16 protein-coding genes and 1 pseudogene are annotated in these 19,452 nt (G+C 59.0%); 14 read left to right on the top strand and 3 right to left on the bottom strand.

Annotation, left to right across the window (positions count from 1 at the left end; genetic code table 11):
- Window positions 1-332 precede the first annotated feature (332 nt).
- The 6 genes and pseudogenes from ACZ1HA_RS21080 (at window position 333) to ACZ1HA_RS21055 (ending at window position 10,076) form a co-directional block, all read left to right on the top strand.
- Window positions 333-1,365: pseudogene (locus ACZ1HA_RS21080) on the top strand (carbon-nitrogen hydrolase family protein).
- Window positions 1,366-1,437: 72 nt separating this feature from the next.
- Window positions 1,438-4,191 carry an aminotransferase class I/II-fold pyridoxal phosphate-dependent enzyme gene (locus ACZ1HA_RS21075; protein ID WP_472715401.1) on the top strand — a complete coding sequence of 918 codons (2,754 nt, stop codon included), beginning with the start codon at window positions 1,438-1,440 and terminating at the stop codon, window positions 4,189-4,191.
- Between the two features lie 24 nt (window positions 4,192-4,215).
- Window positions 4,216-5,676 (top strand): biotin carboxylase, encoded by a 1,461-nt coding sequence (locus ACZ1HA_RS21070; protein ID WP_436399633.1) that lies wholly within the window; start codon window positions 4,216-4,218, stop codon window positions 5,674-5,676.
- 21 nt (window positions 5,677-5,697) lie between these two features.
- Window positions 5,698-6,669 carry a C45 family autoproteolytic acyltransferase/hydolase gene (locus ACZ1HA_RS21065; protein WP_472715400.1) on the top strand — a complete coding sequence of 324 codons (972 nt, stop codon included), beginning with the start codon at window positions 5,698-5,700 and terminating at the stop codon, window positions 6,667-6,669.
- A gap of 112 nt (window positions 6,670-6,781) precedes the next feature.
- Window positions 6,782-8,365, top strand: coding sequence for an ABC transporter substrate-binding protein (locus tag ACZ1HA_RS21060; RefSeq protein ID WP_436399634.1), 1,584 nt, complete (start codon window positions 6,782-6,784; stop codon window positions 8,363-8,365).
- A 145-nt stretch (window positions 8,366-8,510) separates the two neighbouring features.
- Complete coding sequence (locus ACZ1HA_RS21055; RefSeq protein ID WP_472715399.1) at window positions 8,511-10,076, top strand: ABC transporter substrate-binding protein; 1,566 nt, start codon at window positions 8,511-8,513, stop codon at window positions 10,074-10,076.
- Window positions 10,077-10,116: 40 nt separating this feature from the next.
- Here the strand turns inward: ACZ1HA_RS21055 and ACZ1HA_RS21050 are convergent, their stop codons facing one another.
- Both ACZ1HA_RS21050 and ACZ1HA_RS21045 read right to left on the bottom strand, forming a co-directional pair.
- A complete protein-coding gene (locus ACZ1HA_RS21050) occupies window positions 10,117-10,617 on the bottom strand; it encodes a hypothetical protein (RefSeq protein ID WP_472715398.1) in 501 nt (166 codons plus the stop codon).
- 60 nt (window positions 10,618-10,677) lie between these two features.
- Entirely contained in the window at window positions 10,678-11,097 is a 420-nt protein-coding gene (locus ACZ1HA_RS21045) for a MarR family winged helix-turn-helix transcriptional regulator (protein ID WP_375227298.1), read from the bottom strand.
- A 162-nt stretch (window positions 11,098-11,259) separates the two neighbouring features.
- Here ACZ1HA_RS21045 and ACZ1HA_RS21040 point away from each other — a divergent pair, with 162 nt between their 5' ends.
- From ACZ1HA_RS21040 to ACZ1HA_RS21005, 8 genes are read left to right on the top strand one after another with little or no spacing between them, the layout of a single operon-like run.
- A complete protein-coding gene (locus ACZ1HA_RS21040) occupies window positions 11,260-12,240 on the top strand; it encodes an ABC transporter permease (RefSeq protein WP_436399637.1) in 981 nt (326 codons plus the stop codon).
- On the top strand, window positions 12,240-13,196 hold the full coding sequence (locus ACZ1HA_RS21035; RefSeq protein ID WP_472715397.1) for an ABC transporter permease: 957 nt from the start codon (window positions 12,240-12,242) through the stop codon (window positions 13,194-13,196). The genes ACZ1HA_RS21040 and ACZ1HA_RS21035 overlap by 1 nt, the downstream gene beginning before the upstream one ends.
- 10 nt (window positions 13,197-13,206) lie before the next feature.
- Window positions 13,207-13,662, top strand: coding sequence for a DUF2059 domain-containing protein (locus ACZ1HA_RS21030; RefSeq protein WP_472715396.1), 456 nt, complete (start codon window positions 13,207-13,209; stop codon window positions 13,660-13,662).
- 1 nt (window position 13,663) lies between these two features.
- Window positions 13,664-14,644, top strand: coding sequence for an ABC transporter ATP-binding protein (locus ACZ1HA_RS21025; protein WP_472715395.1), 981 nt, complete (start codon window positions 13,664-13,666; stop codon window positions 14,642-14,644).
- The gene (locus tag ACZ1HA_RS21020) at window positions 14,644-15,606 is read left to right on the top strand and encodes an ABC transporter ATP-binding protein (RefSeq protein WP_472715394.1); all 963 of its coding nucleotides are present in this window, start codon (window positions 14,644-14,646) and stop codon (window positions 15,604-15,606) included. Before ACZ1HA_RS21025 ends, ACZ1HA_RS21020 begins: the two co-directional genes overlap by 1 nt.
- Window positions 15,603-16,715, top strand: a complete 1,113-nt coding sequence (locus tag ACZ1HA_RS21015; protein ID WP_472715393.1) for a CaiB/BaiF CoA transferase family protein — start codon at window positions 15,603-15,605, stop codon at window positions 16,713-16,715. The genes ACZ1HA_RS21020 and ACZ1HA_RS21015 overlap by 4 nt, the downstream gene beginning before the upstream one ends.
- Window positions 16,712-17,983 (top strand): flavin-dependent oxidoreductase, encoded by a 1,272-nt coding sequence (locus tag ACZ1HA_RS21010; RefSeq protein WP_472715392.1) that lies wholly within the window; start codon window positions 16,712-16,714, stop codon window positions 17,981-17,983. Before ACZ1HA_RS21015 ends, ACZ1HA_RS21010 begins: the two co-directional genes overlap by 4 nt.
- Window positions 17,980-18,702 (top strand): SDR family NAD(P)-dependent oxidoreductase, encoded by a 723-nt coding sequence (locus ACZ1HA_RS21005; RefSeq protein ID WP_436399639.1) that lies wholly within the window; start codon window positions 17,980-17,982, stop codon window positions 18,700-18,702. Before ACZ1HA_RS21010 ends, ACZ1HA_RS21005 begins: the two co-directional genes overlap by 4 nt.
- On the opposite strand, the gene ACZ1HA_RS21000 is transcribed toward ACZ1HA_RS21005, so the two are convergent.
- Window positions 18,699-19,451 carry an MBL fold metallo-hydrolase gene (locus ACZ1HA_RS21000; protein ID WP_472715391.1) on the bottom strand — a complete coding sequence of 251 codons (753 nt, stop codon included), beginning with the start codon at window positions 19,449-19,451 and terminating at the stop codon, window positions 18,699-18,701. The genes ACZ1HA_RS21005 and ACZ1HA_RS21000 overlap by 4 nt on opposite strands.
- Window position 19,452: the final 1 nt, after the last annotated feature.

Raw genomic sequence — 19,452 nt, 5'->3', positions numbered from 1 at the left:
CTACGCTCCTGGCAAGGCCGGAAGGCGCGATATGGCGTACAACGCAAAGGCCGCATGGAAGAATCGCCTGTAATTACACGGGCCGAACACACTGGAACGCACACTGTTGGCTCAGCAGGTGTTTAATATTCTGATCACTTTGTGGCCCTGCAAAAGTTCGGGCAGGGGTGCGGTTTGAACAATATCTGCGCATATGCCGAAAATTACGCGCAGTTTCGGCCAGGTGGTGCATTTCGCGTGTTTTCTCTGTCCCGCGATGGGCGTAAGGCAGTCAGTCTGAACACCCCTGCAGTGGCCGGTTGGCGGACACTGTCCCGACGGAGAGACCAGACATGACCCCATTCGCCATTGCCGGCGTCCAGATGTACGTCAACGCCCTTCAGTCCAACGTAGAAGGCATGATCCAGCGCCTTGATGTGCTGATGGCGCGTTTTCCGTGGACGCAGATGGTTCTGTTCTCGGAACTGGCGCCTTATGGCCCGCTGGACCGTTTCGCGCAGCCACCCGAGAACGAAGCACTGGACCAATTCTGCACTGCTGCGCGCAAACACCGCGTCTGGCTGATCCCAGTGGTCGATGTTTCTGCGCGATCCGGAAACCGGTCTGGTGTACAATACCTCTGTGGTTATCAATCCCGAGGGAGAGATCATCCGGCGCTACGCCAAGATGTTTCCGTTCCGCCCATATGAAGCCGGTATCGCCGCGGGCGAGGATTTCTGCGTATTTGATGTCCCGGAGGTGGGGCGTTTTGGTCTTTCGATCTGCTATGACATTTGGTTCCCGGAAACCACACGGCAGCTGACGGCTCAGGGGGTTGAGGTGCTGCTCCACCCAGTTCTGACCGGCACAACGGACCGGGACGCGGAACTGGCCATCGCGCGCGCAACTGCGGCACAGTTCCAGTGTTATGTGATCGACGTGAACGGTCTGGGCGCAGGCGGTGTCGGCCGTTCGCTGGTTGTTGACCCCTCTGCGCATGTTCTGCACCAGTCCGCCGGGCAGGAAGATATGTTCCCCATTGAGGTGGATCTGAGCGCCGTGCGGCGCCAGCGCGAGACCGGCATGAAAGGCCTGGGACAGGTGCTCAAGAGCTTCCGCGACCGGTCGGTGGATTTCTCGGTTTATGACAGAAACAGTGGAACCGATGCGTTTCTCAAAACGTTAGGACCACTGGAAATACCGCAACAGGGCACGCGCGCGGGCCTTCATGTGGATGTCCCGGGCGAAGACAAACGCCACGAAGCACCTGCCTACAAAGGTTCAGGGATGCACGTGGCGCAAACGACCGCCGGACAGAACGAAGACCGCGCTACTGCGACGCTCAGACCGGTGGCGGATGACGGAAAACAACAATCGAGCGGGTAATCCCGCAGTGGAAAAGAATGGTCGAAACCATCTGCTGCTGCATCAGGGACGCCCGCGCAACGGGGAACACAGATGCAAGCGATCAATGACTACTCTTCGGCCATACAGCTTCGTTCCGACCGCTGGAGCGCACTCCGGGAGGCGACTGGCGCACTGACACGGGCGAGTGGGGCACGGCAGACCACGGCCTTGTCCAAAAAGGTCGAAGAACTGTTTGCCAACCTGTCAGTTATCGAACCCTACTGGGCCTTTCCGGGCATGGCTGCATTTGATTACATGCGGCGCCAGTTCGAGCACGGAAATTTCGACGAACTTGCTTTCGCTGTAGGGCGGGTGACGCGGGCGCTGACCACAGGGGCCTATCGCCGCCGGCATATCCCGCTGGAACGCGAAAGCCTCGACAGTGATGAACTGGAAGATGAGGCGATGCAGTCGCCGGAGGCCCGTGCGCTGGCCAAACCGTACTTTGAGGTGCTGATCGTCGACAATGTGAACGAGCACCAGGAGCGCTGGCTGCGCAACAACGTGACCCAGATGCGCCGCCCGGAGGACCCGTTCATCTATGAGGCGCTGGTCGTGCCCAGCCTTGAAGACGCGCTGGTCGCGGTGCTGTTCAACCATAACATCCAGGCGATCGTGGTCCGGCCCGGGCTGGTGCTGAAATCCCGGATGGACCAGCAGATTGTGCAGCGGTTCCTGAACCGGGCAGGGGGGCAGGACGAAATCGACAATATGGAGCCCGACAATTACGGGCCCGAGCTGTGCCGCTTGGTGGCTAAGGTGCGCCCGGAACTGGATGCTTATCTGGTCACGGAGCGGTCTGTAGAGGATATCGCTGGTCTTGATCTCGGTATCTGCCGCCGTGTTTTTTACAACCAGGAAGACTTCATGGAGTTGCATCTGAACATCCTGCGGGGCGTTCAGGCACGGAACAAAACGCCATTCTTCACGGCGCTGACGGAGTATTCCAAACAGCCCACCGGCGTTTTTCACGCCATGCCGATCAGCCGCGGCAAATCGATCAGCCGTAGCCACTGGATTCAGGATATGGGTGCGTTTTATGGGCCTAACATTTTTCTGGCAGAAACCTCGGCGACCAGCGGAGGTCTGGACAGCCTGCTGGAACCACACGGCCCGATCAAGGAAGCGCAGGAACTTGCCGCTCGCGCCTTTGGGTCAAAACAGACGTTTTTTGCAACGAACGGGACCTCCACCTGCAATAAGATCGTCGTGCAGGCCCTTGTAAGGCCCGGAGATATTGTCCTTGTAGACCGCGACTGTCACAAGTCTCACCACTACGGAATGGTGCTTGCGGGTGCGCAGGTCTGTTATCTCGACAGCTACCCGCTCAATGAGTACTCCATGTACGGCGCGGTGCCGCTGCGCGAGATCAAGCACCAGCTTTTAAAGCTGAAGGCCGAGGGCAAGCTGCACAAGGTGCGGATGCTGCTGCTGACGAACTGCACCTTTGATGGTCTGGTCTACAACGTCGAACGGGTCATGGAAGAGTGTCTTGCGATCAAGCCGGACCTGATCTTCCTCTGGGACGAAGCCTGGTTCGCTTTTGCCCGCTTTAATCCAACATACCGGCAGCGGACGGCCATGACGGCCGCCAACACGCTGCGTGAGCGGTTCCGGACGGATGCGCACAAGCGCATGTATGAGGCCCAGCAGAGTACGCTTGAGAACGCAGATGAGGAAAAGCTGCTGGAAACGCGGCTTATTCCGCCGCCCGAGGCGCGTGTCAGAGCCTATGCCACGCAGTCGACCCACAAAACTCTGACCTCACTGCGGCAGGGGTCGATGATCCACGTCAATGATCAGGACTTCAAAGGGGAGGTCGAACAGGCTTTCCACGAAGCTTACATGACCCATACGTCGACTTCGCCCAACTACCAGATTATCGCCAGCCTGGATGTCGGGCGCAGGCAGGTCGAGCTGGAAGGCTATGAGTTCGTGCAGCGCCAGATTGAGGCCGCTCTTTCGATGCGGCGGGCGATCATGACACATCCGCTTCTGAAGAAGTACTTCCGGGTGCTCACTGCGGGTGACATGATCCCGGATGAATTCCGGCAGTCCGGCATCACCAGCTATTATGATGCCGAACAGGGCTGGACCGACATGTGGGACAGCTGGGAACAGGATGACTTTGTCCTGGATGCCACGCGTGTGACGCTGGCTGTCGGGGGCACGGGCTGGGACGGCGATACGTTCAAGACCGACATCCTGATGGACAAATACGGGATCCAGATCAACAAGACTTCGCGGAATACCGTGCTCTTTATGACCAACATCGGTACCACGCGGTCCTCGGTTGCCTATCTGATTGAAGTGCTGGTGGAGATTGCCAAGTCCCTCGACGAGCGCATTGACGACGCCAGCAAGATGGAACGTCTGTCTTTTGAGCGCCGGGTGAAAGCTCTGATGGAGGACCTGCCGCCGCTGCCGGATTTCAGCCGGTTCCACGAGGCCTTCCGTGCATGCCCGACCACGGGCGAGGGCGACATCCGGTCAGCCTTCTTTCTGGCCTATGATGAAAACAAGTGCGATTACCTGGACATCAACGGCTCTCTGAAAGACGCGCTTGATGCGGGTGAGACGGTGGTTTCCGCGAGCTTTATCATTCCCTATCCGCCCGGCTTTCCGATCCTGGTGCCAGGCCAGGTGATCAGCCAGGAAATTCTGGCTTTCATGCTGGCGCTGGATGTGACGGAAATTCACGGCTACCGGCCCGATCTGGGCCTGCGGGTCTTCACTAGCGAAGCACTCGACGAAATTGTCAAAGCGCACACAGATGCGCCCAAAATTGCCCCAGCGGCAGAATAGAATTAACAGAGAGGACAGCAATTCATGGCGACTACGGTTCTGAAGAATATCTCGGAAATCCGCCGGTATTTTCACCGCAACGAAGACCCGGTTTATTTCGTGTCGGCGACCAACTTTAACCTGCTTGGTATCGATGAGTGGGTGAAGAACTTCAAATATATCTGCTACATTGACTGTTATGACGGCCGGCACCCGAACGTGTTCTGTCCGTCTGAACAGCCGCATGCAGAGTTCCAGTCGATCGAAGACATCAACAACTACCTGCTGCAGCACAAAGAGGTGATTGATTTCATCAAGCGGCGGGGCGGCAAACCCAAGTTCGTATTCCTGATGTTTGATGAAGAGACTGAACGCCTTGCCAAGGAACTGGGTGGCACCGTCTGGTTCCCCAAAGCCAAGCTGCGCACGAATATGGACAACAAGATCGAAACGGTCCGCATCGGCAACAAGGCGGGTGTGCCCTCGGTGCCCAATGTGCTGGCTGAGGTGAAATCCTACGAAGATCTGAAGAAAACCTGCGAGAAGGCTGGGATCGGACATGATCTGGTGCTGCAGTCCGCCTTTGGCGACAGCGGCCATACGACGTTCTTTATCAAGTCCGAGGCTGATTTCCGCCGCCACGAGCATGAAATTGTGGGCGAGGGCGAGATCAAGATCATGAAACGGATTGATTGCCGCGGCTCGGCGATTGAGGCCTGTGCCACGTCCGAGGGGACCATTGTCGGTCCGCTGATGACTGAACTCGTGGGCTTCAAGGAGCTGACGCCCTATCGCGGCGGCTGGTGCGGCAACGAAATCCTGTCGACCGCCTTTCCCCCCAAAGTGCGTGAGCGCGCGCGCGACCTGACGTTCAAATTCGGGGAACAGCTGCGCAAAGAGGGGTATCGCGGGTATTTTGAGCTCGACTTCCTGATCGACAAAAAGACCGGTGATCTGTGGCTGGGGGAACTGAACCCCCGTATTACGGGTGCATCGTCCATGACCAACCATGCGGCCTTTGCACATGCGGATGCGCCGCTCTTCCTGTTTCATCTGCTGGAATTCTCGAAAAAGAAGTTCAACCTTGATGTGGATGAGCTGAATGCCCGCTGGGCGGACAGCGCCAATATCGACAGCTGGTCGCAAATGGTGATCAAACACACCGACGATACAGTCGATATCTGCACTGCAGCGCCTGAAACCGGGATTTACCGGATGCTGGAGGACGGACGCGTGGTCTACGACCGCTTTGACTATCACCGTCGTGCTGTGGAGAGCGAAAACGAAGCGTTCTTCCTGCGTATTCTTGGCCCTGGCGACTACCGTTACGAAGGCGCGGATATTGGTATTCTTGTGACCCGTGGCCGGTCGATGACCAAGAATTTCCAGTTGAACGACCGTGCGAAAAAGTGGATCCACGGTATCAAGCAATGCGTGGCGGCAAAACCGCTGCCGCAGGCCGAAGCCGGACCCGCTCTGGCGGACCCTGCGTTCAAGATCCTCTGACTGACAAGGACAGCGCATCCGATGCTATGGCGCGCCTTTACCGAAGAAACGCCCGGTCCGAAATGGTCCGGGCTTTTCGCCGAATACTGGCCCCATTATCAGCGCTGGTGGCTGAAAGAGGGGGAAAGCGCGCGCCCGACCTATGCAGAATCGCGCCGGGCGCTGACCGAACACATGCCGGAAATTGTCCCACTGTGGGAGGAGCTGTGCGAGCTCGCGGGCGGTGGCGACCACGCCGCACGTTTTCTGTCGTTTTACTGCCCGCCGCCTTATCTGGCGGGATGCAGCCAGGCTATCTGGACGGGCAAAGAGCCTGTGATCGTCCGCAACTACGACTACAACCCGGACGCATTTGACAGCCTTGTACTGCGTACCAGCTGGCAGGGGCGGAGCGTTCTTGGCACGTCTGACGGTCTTTTCGGCATGGTGGATGGCATGAATGATGCAGGCCTTGCGATATCGCTGACCTTTGGCGGACGCCGCGTTGTGGGCGAGGGGTTCGGTGTGCCGCTGATCCTGCGTTATGTCCTGCAGACCTGTGAGACAGCCGAACAGGCCGGCGCGGCCCTGGCCCGCATTCCCACGCATATGAGCTACAACGTGACGGTGCTCGACAAAAAGCGGCAGTACCTGACTGCGATGATGGCGCCGGACCGCAAAACGGTTATCACCCATGCGGCGGTGGCAACCAACCACCAGGAAAACGTGGAATGGGTCAGCCATGCGAGGTTCACCGCGACAGTCGAACGGGAACGGTTTCTGCTGCAACGCCTGACACTGCACCGTGACCCGCAGGACAAGTTCATCAGCGCTTTTCTCAAGCCACCATTGTATTCCACCGCCTTCAATGCCGGGTTTGGCACTCTATATACGGCCGTCTACCGGCCGCGCCTGCAACAGATGGAGCTACGCTGGCCGGGAAGTGTATGGTCTTTGCCAATGACAGGCTTTGAGGAAGGCAGCAGGATGATCCGCGTGCCTGGCGCTGCCTGAACACCAGGCACACCGGGCGGTATTACCGACTTAAAGTTGTGTCAGGGGCTTGCCAAACCGGCCGCCGTGTCAAACATTACGATCAGAAAAACAAAAAATTGGGGAGACTCCGATGAAACTTGCAACCTCCGTTATTACGGCGGCCGTACTGCTGTCGACAACCGCCACGCTTACGAGCGCCGAGACCCTTCGCTGGGCGCGCGCCGGTGATGCGCTGACTCTTGATCCGCATGCTCAGAACGAAGGCCCGACGTCCGCGCTCGCGCACCAGATCATGGAAACGCTTGTGATGCGCGACCATTCCGGCGCGCTTGTGGCTTCGCTGGCGACAGACTGGGCACCGTCTGAGGCTGATCCCAATGTCTGGGTCTTCAATCTGCGCGAAGGTGTGACCTATCACGATGGGTCTGCATTCGACTCCGAAGATGTGAAATTCAGCCTTGAACGGGCGATGACGCCTGACTCCGACTACAAAGAACTGCTTGCGTCCGTTGTCGAGGTGCGCGCACCCGACGCCTACACAATCGAGATCGTGACCAATGGTCCGAACCCGATCATGCCCAACAACCTGACCAATATGTTCATCATGGACAAAACCTGGGCCGAGGCGAACAACGCGGTCAAGGTTCAGGACTACGAGGGCGGTGAGGATACGTTTGCTGCGAAAAACGCAAATGGCACAGGGCCTTACAAGCTGGTCAGCCGTGAGCCCGACGTGAAGACAGTGCTGGCTGCCAATGAGAACTATTGGGGTATTGGTGAGTTCCCGCTGGAAGTGAGCGAGATTGTTTACACGCCCATTCAGAACGCGGCGACAAGAGTTGCGGCGCTGCTGTCCGGTGAGGTGGATTTCATTCAGGACGTTCCGGTGCAGGACCTTGGCCGCGTGGCGGCTGAAGATGGCCTGGACGTACGCACAGCGCCGCAGAACCGGGTAATCTTCTTCGGCATGAACTCCGGCGATGCTGATCTGAAGAATGACAATGTCGACGGTGCAAACCCGCTGGCGGATGTCCGCGTGCGCGAGGCCATGAACCTTGCCATCAACCGCGATGCGATCAAACAGGTCGTGATGCGCGGCCAGTCGGCCCCGGCCGGCATGATCGCACCGCCGTTTGTGAATGGCTGGGATGCCGATATGGACGCGTCGTCACGCACGGATCTGGATCGCGCAAAGGAACTGATGGCCGAAGCGGGATATGGTGACGGGTTCTCGATCCAGCTGGACTGCCCGAATGACCGCTATGTCAACGACGAAGCAATCTGTCAGGCGTCTGTCGGCATGCTGGCGCAGATCGGTGTTACCGTGAACCTTGACGCCAAGCCCAAGGCGCAGCACTTCCCGCTGATCAACACGCTGGAGACAGATTTCTATATGCTGGGCTGGGGTGTGCCGACCTACGATTCCGAGTACATCTTCAACTTCCTCGTGCACGGCCGGGATGAAAAGTACGGTTCCTGGAACGGAACACGGTACAGCAACCCGGATCTGAATGCGAAAATCCAGAGCCTCGCCTCCAACACAGATCTGGAAGCACGTGATGCTGACATCGCAGCGATCTGGCAGGTTGTTCAGGACGAAAAGCTCTATATCCCCCTGCACCACCAGGTTCTGAACTGGGGCATGAAGTCCGGCGTTGACACAGTTGTTGAAGCTGAGGACTCACCGAAGTTCAAGTATTTCAAAATGAACTGAACCGCGCCGCGCGGCATGCAAACGTTGCGCGGACTTTCATCATCATGCGGACCGGCGGCTCAGCCGCCGGTCTCAACAAACAGAATGCGCCCCGTCAGGGGCACGCCGCCGGATCAGACTGGTGGTCACAGAGAAAGGACATTCAATGCGTTATGTACTCACTGCCGCTGCCGTTTCAGCTCTGCTGTCGCAGGGTGTCTCGGCCGAAGAATTCACCTGGGCAGCCACAACCGATCCACAGACGCTCGATCCGCATGCTGTGAACTCGGCCCCAGTTCTGGGCTTTCTGAACAATGTCTATGAGGGCCTCGTCCGTCGCGGCAAAGACATGAGCATCGAACCCGCTCTTGCAACATCCTGGGAACCCATCGGTGACGGTGAGGGCTGGCGCTTTACGCTGCGCGAGGGCGTCACGTTCCATGATGGCAGCGCCTTTGACGCCTCTGATGTACTTTTCTCCTATCAGCGCGCCTCTGACGAGACGTCGGACACGCGCAGCTGGTTTGCGCCGGTTTCTGACGTGCGCGTGGTCGATGATTACACCATCGATATCATGACCAGCGCACCCAACCCGATCTTTCCGGACAGCATCGCAAACTGGATGATCGTGGATCAGGGCTGGGCCGAGGCCAATGATGCCACCCGTCCGGACAAAGACAATGGGAACTACGCAACGCTTAATGCCAACGGGACCGGGGCTTTCCGTGTAACAACCCGCGAACCCGGCCTGCGCACCGTGCTTGAGCCTTTCAGCGGCTGGTGGGATACGGCAGAGCACAACATCACGCGTGCAGAATTCACCCCGATCCAGAACCCGGCGACAGCCGTCGCGGCGCTGCTGTCGGGGGATATTGATCTGATCAACCCGGTGCCGATCCAGGATGCTGAGCGTCTTGCTTCCAACCCTGACGTCCAGGTGATCCAGGGGATCGAGGCGCGTGTGATCATGCTGGGCTTTCCGCATGAAGCTGATGTGCTGAAGTACTCCTCCGAGACTTCCGACGCCAACCCGTTCGCGGATGTTCGCGTGCGTCAGGCTGTGGCACATGCGGTGAACGTACCGGCCATTCTGCAGACCATCATGCGCGGCAGTGCGGAACCGGCAAGCCAGCTTGTCAGCCCGGCAATGCGCGGTTTCAGCGCGGCACTGGCCGAACGTCCGGCATTTGATCCGGACAAGGCCCGCGCTCTTCTGGCCGAAGCGGGTTATGCCGATGGTTTCTCTTTCGGCCTGAAATGTCCGAATGACCGGTACCTGAATGACGAATCCGTCTGCCAGGCTGTGACAGGGATGCTGGCACAGGTCGGCATCACGGCACAGCTTGATGCGATGCCGGTCCAGAACTACTGGCCGGAGCTGCGGGCGGATAACTATGATATGTATCTGCTGGGCTGGTCGCCGGGCACATTTGATGCCGAGCACCCCGTGCGTTTCCTCGCTTCGACCCCGAACGAGGAAAAGAAGCTCGGATCCTGGAACTTTGGTGGCTTCTCGAACGAACGTGTCGATGAGCTTCTGCCGATGATCCAGTCAGAGATCGATGACACGAAACGTCAGGCTATGCTCGATGAAACAGCCGGTATCCTGCAGGACGAGGTCGCTTATGTGCCGCTGTATGTTCAGCCTTTGGTCTGGGGCGCCAGTGCCGGGATCGAACTGACCCAACGCCCCGATAACTTCTTTATCCTGCGCTGGGTAACTGTGAACTGATCAATCTCACCCGCAGTGCGGGTGAGATCGCATACCGGGTTCAGTGGGCGCTTTGCTGTCCACCGGCCCGGTTCCGCAGGCGCGCGATCAGCGCCTCGAACATCAGCGCGTGCGTGACCAGAAGCACAGGCACAATAAACGTGGGGATGTACCAGGCCGACCGAAAGAACGGAATCGCCCCGACCTGTGGCAGCGCGTTCAGCAGATCAACCGTTCCGACGATGTTGAACAGCCAGACCAGTGGCAGCGCTGCAGCCAGCCGGTAATGCAGAGCGGGCAGCGCAATCAGAGCGATAAGCCCTGCGGTCAGGTCCCCGTACCCCGCTTCCACAGCGAAATCCTGCGGCATGTCCGCGTGCACGACCGCAGGCACCAGAAATACCATCCCCAGATGACGCAGGGCATGCGGTACTGTGAGCCAGAACAGCCCGTCATAATAGTCGATACGTCTGAACCAGGGACGCACCCACCAGATGCCAACCATGGCCGTGACAATCATGCTCAGGATAAACTGCATCTGAAATATCTGTTCGGTTCCCATTTCCATTCCTTTCTCAGGTTTCATATTTTACGTGCATATGCACGTTTATTGGCGAAAAAATCAGCTCCCTTCGAGCCGGGCAAGCCGGTCCGCAAGCAGGCCGAGCCCGTCATGCCCCAGCAATTCAGTCGTTTTCTGCTGCACCGCTTCCCATAACGGGGTCGCCTCCTGCAGTTTGCGGGCGCCCGCCGAGGTCATCCGCACCACCCGGACGCGGGCATCTTCGTCCCCGCGTATTTCAAGCCAGCCTTTCTTCAGCAGCGGCTGAAGATTGCGTGTCAGGGTAGTCCGGTCCATGCCCATCGTTTCCGCAAGGCGGGTCACTGTCAGATCCCGGTGGTAGGCAAAAACCGCGAGCAACGTGAACTGTGTCGAGCGCAGCCCGGCAGGTTTGAGAGCGGCGTCATAGGCGCGGCCCACCGCACGTACCGATCTGCGCAGCTGAGCGTTCAGGCATTCATGATAGGCAGGGGTTGTCATAAGGCCTTTCCTTTACGTGTATATGCACATACTTTGCACCGATTGCAATGGCTTTCTCACGAAAAACCGGAAACCTGCCACCACGGGCCGAAATGCGCGACTGCGTCACTTGACCCTCAGAGGTGGCCTTGCGACAACAGTACTGCCAGCGGAAGGGGATCCATGCTCGCATACGTCATCCAGCGCGTGTTTCAGTCAGCTATCGTGCTCCTCGTTGTGGGGCTCGTTGCGTTTTCGATGTTCCGGTTCGTTGGTGATCCGATTGACAATATGCTGGGCCAGGAGCGCACCCAGGCTGATATCGAACGGCTGCGAACGACACTGGGGCTCGATGAACCCTTTCCCGTTCAGTACTATAAGTTCCTGAAAGGCGCCGCGCAGGGCAACTTCGGTGTCAGCTACCGCCAGGGCCGCCCTGTGTCCGACATTCTGATGGAAAGGGCGCCTGCCACGCTGGAACTGGCGGCAGTTTCCGGGTTTCTTGCCATCTCTATAGGCATTGCTCTGGGCGTCTTTACGGCCATCCGACGAAACGGGTTTACCGCAAATGCAATAATGTCAGTTTCGTTGATAGGGGTTTCCCTGCCCACGTTCCTGATCGGCATCCTGCTGATTTATCTGTTCTCTGTAGAGCTCGGGTGGCTGCCCAGTTTCGGGCGGGGCGAGACGGTGGATGTGGGCGGCTGGAGCACCGGTTTTCTGACCAGCAGCGGGCTGCAGGCGCTGATCCTGCCCTCTATCACGCTGGGGCTTTACCAGATGACGCTGATCATGCGTCTTGTCAGGTCCGAGATGCTGGAAGTGCTGCGGCAGGACTATATCCGCTTTGCCAGGGCACGTGGCCTGAAAGAACGTGCCGTTAATTTCCGTCATGCTCTGAAAAACACACTGGTGCCAGTGATCACGGTAACCGGCCTGCAACTGGGGTCGATCATCGCCTTTGCGATCATTACGGAGACCGTGTTCCAGTGGCCGGGTGTCGGCCTTTTGTTTATCAACGCGATCCAGTTCGTCGATATCCCCGTGATGGCGGCATATCTGATGCTCATCTCGGTGATGTTTGTGGCCATCAATCTGATCGTTGACCTGCTCTACTTTGCAATCGACCCGCGCCTGCGCGTCGACAGAACGGCGGCCCACTGATGACCGAAACCACACCAGGAAACACCGGCTCTCCGGCCGAGAAATCCCGCCTGCGCATTGCGCTCGAAAGCGACTTTGCCTGGCAGTTCCGCAAGTCTCCGGTGGCAGTTGTCTCGGCCGTGATCGTTCTGGTCATGGTGCTGGCGGCTGTTTTTGCGCCGCTTATTGCGCCCTACAACCCATTCGATCCGGCTTCGCTGAACCTGATGAACGGGTTTTCCCGGCCCATGACTCTGAATGCCTTTACCGGAGATACCTTCTGGCTTGGCACCGATGACCAAGGCCGCGATGTCTTTTCCACAATCCTGTACGGTATGCGGATATCGCTGTTTGTCGGAGCCGCAGCTGTTCTGTTTGCGATGGTGCTCGGCATCACGCTGGGACTGATTGCGGGTTACGTGGGGGGCTGGACGGAAACCATCATTATGCGTGTTGCGGATGTGCAGCTGACTTTCCCGGCGATCCTTGTGGCCATGCTGATATTCGGCATCGCCAAGGGCATCACGCCGGTCGAATACCGCGATCAGATGGCGATCTGGGTGCTGATCATCGCCATCGGCCTCAGCGACTGGGTCCAGTTTGCCCGTGTGGTGCGGGGCGCCACGCTGGTTGAAAAGAACAAGGAATATGTTCAGGCCGCACGGCTGATCGGGCGGGGTTCCGGTGCTATTATGCTGCGCCACATCCTGCCGAATGTGCTGAGCCCGGTACTGGTGATTGCAACCATTTCGCTGGCACTCGCGATCATCGCAGAGGCCACGCTGAGCTTTCTGGGGGTAGGGGCACCGCCCACCCAGCCCAGCCTTGGCACACTGATCCGTATTGGGCAGGGCTTTTTGTTTTCCGGCGAGTGGTGGATCCTGCTCTTTCCCGCCGTGACACTCCTGACACTCGCTCTTTCTGTAAACCTGCTGGGCGACTGGCTGCGCGATGCTCTGAACCCGCGCCTGCGATAAAGGACTATCAATGCGACTTTTTTCATTTCTCATGGTTGTCTTACTGGCGTCGGGTGCTTTCGCGCAGGACGCTGAACGCCTTGAGGCTGCTAAGGCCTATGTGAACAGCAAGGGCCAGCAGGAATTGATGGCTGATATGCTGTCCCCCGAAGGCGTGATGGGACAAATGGGTCTGGTGGGCGGGCGCATCCCGGACGGGAAAAAAGAGCTCCTGGCGCGTATCGTTTCCGAAGAACTTGCGAAGATGAAGCCGGTGATGGAAGAGGCGATGATCAGCGGCATGGCCACGACCTTCACACTGGAGGAAATACAGGCACTGACAGAGTTTTACGCATCCGATGTCGGGGCCTCGGCGATCAGAAAGATGACCCCTTTCATGACACAGACGATGCAGCAGATCGGGCCGTATTTCCAGCAGATGCAAGCTGTCCTGGCACGCCGCATACAGGAAGAGATGAGCAAATAGCGTGTCTGATGCAGTTCTCTCCATCCGCGACCTCACCGTCGAAATTCCCACGCGATATGGCATTTTGCGACCAGTGAATGGCGTTTCCTATGACATTGGTCGGGGCGAAATACTGGGCGTCGTCGGAGAGTCCGGAGCGGGTAAGTCGATGGCGGGCAACGCGGTCATCGGGCTTCTGAACCCGCCGGCCCATATCGCGGGCGGAGAAATCCACGTGAATGGCACCCGTATTGATGCGCTGACCGGCGAGGCGATGCGCAGGTTGCGTGGCAAAGAGATTGGTATGGTGTTTCAGGACCCGCTGACATCGCTCAACCCGCTGCTCAGGATCGGGGACCAGCTGACCGAAACGATGCTTGCTCACCTCGATATTTCCCGGGCCGACGCGGCAAAGCGGGCGGTTGCCGCCCTCGAAGAGGTTGGCATTCCGGGTGCATCCGAGCGCGTTGACAGCTTTCCGCATGAATTCTCCGGCGGTATGCGCCAGCGGGTTGTGATTGCGCTGGCGCTTTGCGCAGAGCCCTCGCTCATCATCGCAGACGAGCCGACAACAGCGCTGGATGTTTCTGTTCAGGCCCAGATCATCTCACTTCTCAAGAAGCTCTGCCGCGAACGCGGAACAGCCGTGATGCTGATCACCCATGACATGGGCGTTATCGCCGAAGCGGCCGATCGGGTCGCAGTGATGTATGCCGGACAACTGGCGGAACTCGGCCCGGTGAGGGAGGTTCTGACGACGCCGCAGCACCCCTATACACACGGCCTTATGGGTTCAACACCGCTGGCATCACGCGGGCGTGACCGCCTGCACCAGATCCCTGGTGCCATGCCCAGGCTCGACGCACTGCCGGGTGGTTGCGCGTTTCATCCACGCTGCCCCTACACGCAGGACCGCTGCAGAACTGACCCCGGACCGCGTATCGCGGACGGTGACGGGCGTGCTGCCTGCTGGTTCCCCCTCAAAGAGGAGGCGGTCGCCTGATGGGCATGGTGAACATCCGTAATCTGACGCGCATTTTTGACGTCTCAAAACCGTGGCTGAACCGCGTTGTGGAACGTCGCGAAAAGTCCTTTCTGACGGCGGTGTCTGACGTCAGCTTCGAGATTGAGGAGCGCAGTGTTTATGCCCTTGTCGGCGAAAGCGGCTCGGGCAAATCGACGATCGGCAAGATGCTGGTGGGCCTTCTGGGCCCATCCGAAGGTTCCGTCGAAATCCGTGGGACGGATCTGGCACGCGAAAAGGATGCTGCGAAAATTGACGCGGTCCGGCGCGATATTCAGATGATCTTTCAGGATCCTTTTGCCTCGCTTAATCCGCGCTGGCGGGTGCGGGACATTATTGTGGAACCGGTGGCGGCGCGTGGCGGAAACACCGACGGCATGGCCGAACGCCTGCTGGAACAGGTCGGGCTGGCGGCCCGCGACGCTGGTAAATTCCCGCACGAATTCTCAGGCGGCCAGCGCCAGCGGATCTGCATTGCCCGCGCTCTGGCATCAGAGCCCAAGCTCATTGTCTGTGACGAACCGACCTCAGCGCTCGATGTGTCGGTGCAGGCCCAGGTGCTTAACCTGATGAGCGATCTCAAGGACGAATTCGGCCTGACGTACCTGTTCATCAGCCATGATCTGACGGTCGTGCAGCATATGGCTGACAGGATCGGCGTGCTCTATCTGGGACGCCTCGTGGAAGAAGCGGCACCGGATGCGCTCTTTGATGATCCGAAACACCCCTACACACAGATGCTGCTGGCTGCCGCGCCTCAGCTGAGCAACTTCGGGCGCGAAGTGCCACCGCCCACAGGCGAGATCCCTGATCCGATCAACCCGCCGCCGGGATGTGCCTATCATCCGCGTTGTCCTCTGGCGGGTGACATCTGCAGTCGCGAGAGACCGGGAATGCGCAACCTGCGGGGAGCGCGCGTCGCCTGTCATATGGTGGAATGACCGGTCCGCTGTCATCGCTGCGGGTGGTTGAATTCACCGGTCTGGGACCTGCACCGCTGGCAGGGCAGCTGCTGGCCGATATGGGTGCTGACGTCACCGTTATTGATCGGGCCTCAGGTCCTGAGGACCCCACCGATATCAACCGGCGGGGCAAGCGTTCGGTCGCGCTGAACCTGAAATCAGAGGCAGGACACGCCGCAGCAACGAAACTGGTGTCCGGCGCTGATGTGCTGATCGAAGGCTTCCGCCCGGGCGTGATGGAGCGTCTGGGGCTTGGCCCGGCAGATTGCCCCGAGACACTCATTTATGCCCGCATGACGGGATGGGGGCAAACGGGGCCGCTGGCCGCGCGGGCCGGGCACGACATCAACTATCTGGCACTTACGGGTGCACTGCATGCCATTGGCCCTGCGGACGCGCCGCCGGTTGTGCCGCTCAATCTGGTGGCTGATTTCGGTGGGGGCACGATGTTTCTGCTGTTCGGCGTTCTGTCGGCAGTGATTGAACGGAGTGTTTCGGGGCGGGGGCAAGTTGTTGATGCCGCGATGGCCGAAGGCGTACCGGCGATGATGGGCCTTATCCACACGATGATTGCGCGCAACACCTGGTCCGGGGACCGGTCATCAAACTGGCTGGACGGCGCGTCGCCGTTTTACCGGTGTTACGAATGCGCGGATGGAGAGTACATCTCTGTGGGCGCGCTTGAGCCGCAGTTTTATGCCGAACTCCTCCGGATCGCCGGGCTCGACGCACCGGGTGATCAGATGGACAAAGCGGCATGGCCACACAGGGTTGCCGCTTTTGCCGAAACCTTCCGGCGCAAAACAAGGGATGAATGGGCTGAAATTTTCGCGGGTTCCGATGCCTGTGTCGCTCCGGTTCTGAATTTTGAAGAAGCGCCTCTGCATGCTCACAACGCAAACCGCGGCACCTATCGTGCACCCGGCGGTATCATGCAGGCGCAACCCGCACCAAGGTTTTCCCGCAGCGAAACACGCGCCCCTGCAGCCCCTGGTGCACCGGGAGCGGATACGAATGCAGTTCTGCGCGAAATCGGCTATTCCGATGCGGATATCGCCACCATGCGGGACAGCGGAGCGTTGACATGACGGTCCTGATCGCAGGAGCCGGTATTGCAGGGCTGACCCTTGGCCTGACCCTGCACCAAATTGGTGTGCCGTTCCGGATTTACGAGTCCGTACGTGAACTGCGTCCCCTCGGCGTCGGCATCAACCTGCAGCCGAATGCGGTGCGCGAACTCTTTGACCTTGGCCTCGAAGAGGAACTGCTGTGCATCGGTGTCGCTACCCGCACTCTGGGGTTCTACACCAAAACCGGGCAGCTGATCTGGCAGGAACCGCGTGGCCGCGATGCAGGCTACACCTGGCCTCAGATCTCCGTACACCGCGGTCATCTGCAGATGATGTTGTTTGAAGCCCTGCAGAAACGCGCCGGCGAAGACCTTGTCGTTACAGGGCACAGAGCCACCGGGTTTCGCAATACGGCCGATGGTGCGGAACTTCATCTGGCCGTTGCAGATGGCGATGTCATCATCAGGGGCGACGTCGTCATCGCCGCAGATGGCATCCATTCTGCAATCCGCAGGCAAATGTACCCGGACGAAGGTCCGCCCGTTTGGGGTGGCGCCATCCTCTGGCGAGGGACAACGCGCGCGACACCCTTCGGGGATGCGCCAGGTATGATCCTTGCTGGTCACGACACACAGCGTTTCGTTGCCTATCCGATCTCGGCACCCGATCCGGTGACAGGTCACGCACTGACTAACTGGATTGCAGAACTGCGTGTCGATCCGGCCACGGACTGGCGGCGCGAGGACTGGAACCGCCCTGCGGACCTGCGCGATTTTCTGCCCGCGTTTGAGGGCTGGCAGTTTGACTGGCTCGATGTGCCCGGACTGATCCGTGGCGCGGACACGGTGTACGAATATCCGATGGTCGACAGGGACCCGGTTGCACGCTGGACCGAAGGGGCCGTGACGCTCATGGGCGATGCAGCACATCCTACCTATCCCGTGGGATCAAACGGCGCGAGCCAGGCCATCGTAGATGCGCGTGTCATGGGCGCCTCTTTGGCCCGGGAAGGAATCGGTGGCCCGGCGCTGCAGGCTTATGAGGCTCAGATACGGCCCCGAACTGCCGCCGTCACCCTGGCCAATAGGGTCAGCGGACCGGATGCAATCCTGCAGCAGGTCGAAGACCGTTGTGGCGGCAGCTTTGACAGCATTGATGACGTGATTTCGCACGAAGATCTGGCCACACATTCGGCAAAATACAAAAAGCTGGCGGGTATCGATCCGGAAACACTGAACATGCAGCCCCCGCTTGTGCCGCAGGACATCAGAAAGGACAGAGAATGACCCGTATTGCCGTTGTCACCGGTGCTGCCGGTGGTCTGGGCCGCGCCATCAGCGCGCAGCTTATCAAGGACGGGTTGCATGTCTGGGGGTTCGACGTGGACGAAGCCGGACTGCAGAGCATGTCGGCGGACGCGTTCACAGGCCTCGCAGTTGATCTCACGGATGCCGAAGCGATCAGCGCCGCCTTTGAAACCGTCAGGGCGACACACGGCGGTGTCGACGTGCTGGTCAACAACGCAGGCACCTGTTTTATGTCAGAATTCCCGGAGATCCCGGCCGATGAATTCGACCGGCAGATGTCTGTGAACTTTTCCAGTGCGTTTCACTGTGCGCAGTCCGCGGTGCGCCTTATGCAGGGGCGTGCAGGTGTCCGCAAAATCGTGAACATATCGTCGAATGGAGCCTATAATTTCGACGTTTTCGATCCACCCCATTACCGCGCGTCCAAGGCGGCAATGGATACCCTGACTAAAGATCTGGCACGTCGCTATGCGCGTGACAAGATTTCGGTGAATTCAATCGCGCCCGCCATGACGGAAACACCGCTTTTTGGCGTGGTCAGTCAGGAAGTGCTGGATCAGGCAATCGCACAAATGCCCCACGGATGCGCCATGCAACCAGAAGAGGTGGCCGCCTGGGTGGGGTTTCTGGTCTCCCCCGCGGGCGATGTTTCTAGCGGCAATGTGATCATTCTCAATCAGGGGCGCGACGTGCGTTAGGTGTACCAGTCGGGCGCTTTGCGCAGCGTTTTCCACTGGTCCGGACAGTGACCGAAAATCACCATTGCCTTTCGTTCAGCAGCCGCCGCCATCAGGCGTGCACCATTCCGGATTGCGAGCGGTTCATCCCAGGACCCGGCAAACGCCTCGTCGATCTCTGCCGGGCGGCTGATTGCATCGGATGTCAGCAGCACAGAGCCCGTCTGGGTCAGATCAAGCATAAAAGCCAGCTGTCCCGGCGCATGGCCGGGGGCCAGAAAGACGTGGAAACCCGGGCCTATGTCCGTGTCGCCGGTCAGCGTGACATAGTCTGCGTCCGGCCATTCCATCGCCTGTTTGCCCGACCAGTAGAGCGGGCGGGGCAGGGCGCGTTCTGCGGCCGCGATCAGGATCGGCGCCCCGGGAAAGGCATGCATGAACCCAACATGGTCAATATGCGTATGGCTCTGGATCATCAGATCAATGTCATCCGGTACCAGACCCAGTTTTGCCAGTTGGGCCGGGGTCAGATTGTCATGGGTCAGTGACAGAACCTGCCCGAAACTGCCCAGCTCATCTTCTGCGGTGGCAGCGTCAGCGTCATCTGCGTATTTGGCCGGAAATCCGGTATCAATCAGTACGATCTCCCCCGCGCTTGTCTGGATCACATAGCCGCAGATACCGATGATCCGCCCGTTGGCATGCACCTGGAACAGCCCATAATCCAGCACCGCCAGCCGTTCAGGCCTGCCTTTGAGAAGGGGTTGCATA

This window comes from Roseobacter sp. S87 (assembly GCF_055693285.1).
Note: the sequence above shows the minus strand (reverse complement) of the source record. Positions and strands in the feature narration are given on the sequence as shown.

Coding starts and splice junctions, on each gene's coding strand:
- ACZ1HA_RS21075 (WP_472715401.1), top strand. CDS start 1,438: ATGCAAGCGATCAATGACTACTCTTCGGCCATACAGCTTCGTTCCGAC.
- ACZ1HA_RS21070 (WP_436399633.1), top strand. CDS start 4,216: ATGGCGACTACGGTTCTGAAGAATATCTCGGAAATCCGCCGGTATTTT.
- ACZ1HA_RS21065 (WP_472715400.1), top strand. CDS start 5,698: ATGCTATGGCGCGCCTTTACCGAAGAAACGCCCGGTCCGAAATGGTCC.
- ACZ1HA_RS21060 (WP_436399634.1), top strand. CDS start 6,782: ATGAAACTTGCAACCTCCGTTATTACGGCGGCCGTACTGCTGTCGACA.
- ACZ1HA_RS21055 (WP_472715399.1), top strand. CDS start 8,511: ATGCGTTATGTACTCACTGCCGCTGCCGTTTCAGCTCTGCTGTCGCAG.
- ACZ1HA_RS21050 (WP_472715398.1), bottom strand. CDS start 10,617: ATGGGAACCGAACAGATATTTCAGATGCAGTTTATCCTGAGCATGATT.
- ACZ1HA_RS21045 (WP_375227298.1), bottom strand. CDS start 11,097: ATGACAACCCCTGCCTATCATGAATGCCTGAACGCTCAGCTGCGCAGA.
- ACZ1HA_RS21040 (WP_436399637.1), top strand. CDS start 11,260: ATGCTCGCATACGTCATCCAGCGCGTGTTTCAGTCAGCTATCGTGCTC.
- ACZ1HA_RS21035 (WP_472715397.1), top strand. CDS start 12,240: ATGACCGAAACCACACCAGGAAACACCGGCTCTCCGGCCGAGAAATCC.
- ACZ1HA_RS21030 (WP_472715396.1), top strand. CDS start 13,207: ATGCGACTTTTTTCATTTCTCATGGTTGTCTTACTGGCGTCGGGTGCT.
- ACZ1HA_RS21020 (WP_472715394.1), top strand. CDS start 14,644: ATGGGCATGGTGAACATCCGTAATCTGACGCGCATTTTTGACGTCTCA.
- ACZ1HA_RS21015 (WP_472715393.1), top strand. CDS start 15,603: ATGACCGGTCCGCTGTCATCGCTGCGGGTGGTTGAATTCACCGGTCTG.
- ACZ1HA_RS21010 (WP_472715392.1), top strand. CDS start 16,712: ATGACGGTCCTGATCGCAGGAGCCGGTATTGCAGGGCTGACCCTTGGC.
- ACZ1HA_RS21005 (WP_436399639.1), top strand. CDS start 17,980: ATGACCCGTATTGCCGTTGTCACCGGTGCTGCCGGTGGTCTGGGCCGC.
- ACZ1HA_RS21000 (WP_472715391.1), bottom strand. CDS start 19,451: ATGCAACCCCTTCTCAAAGGCAGGCCTGAACGGCTGGCGGTGCTGGAT.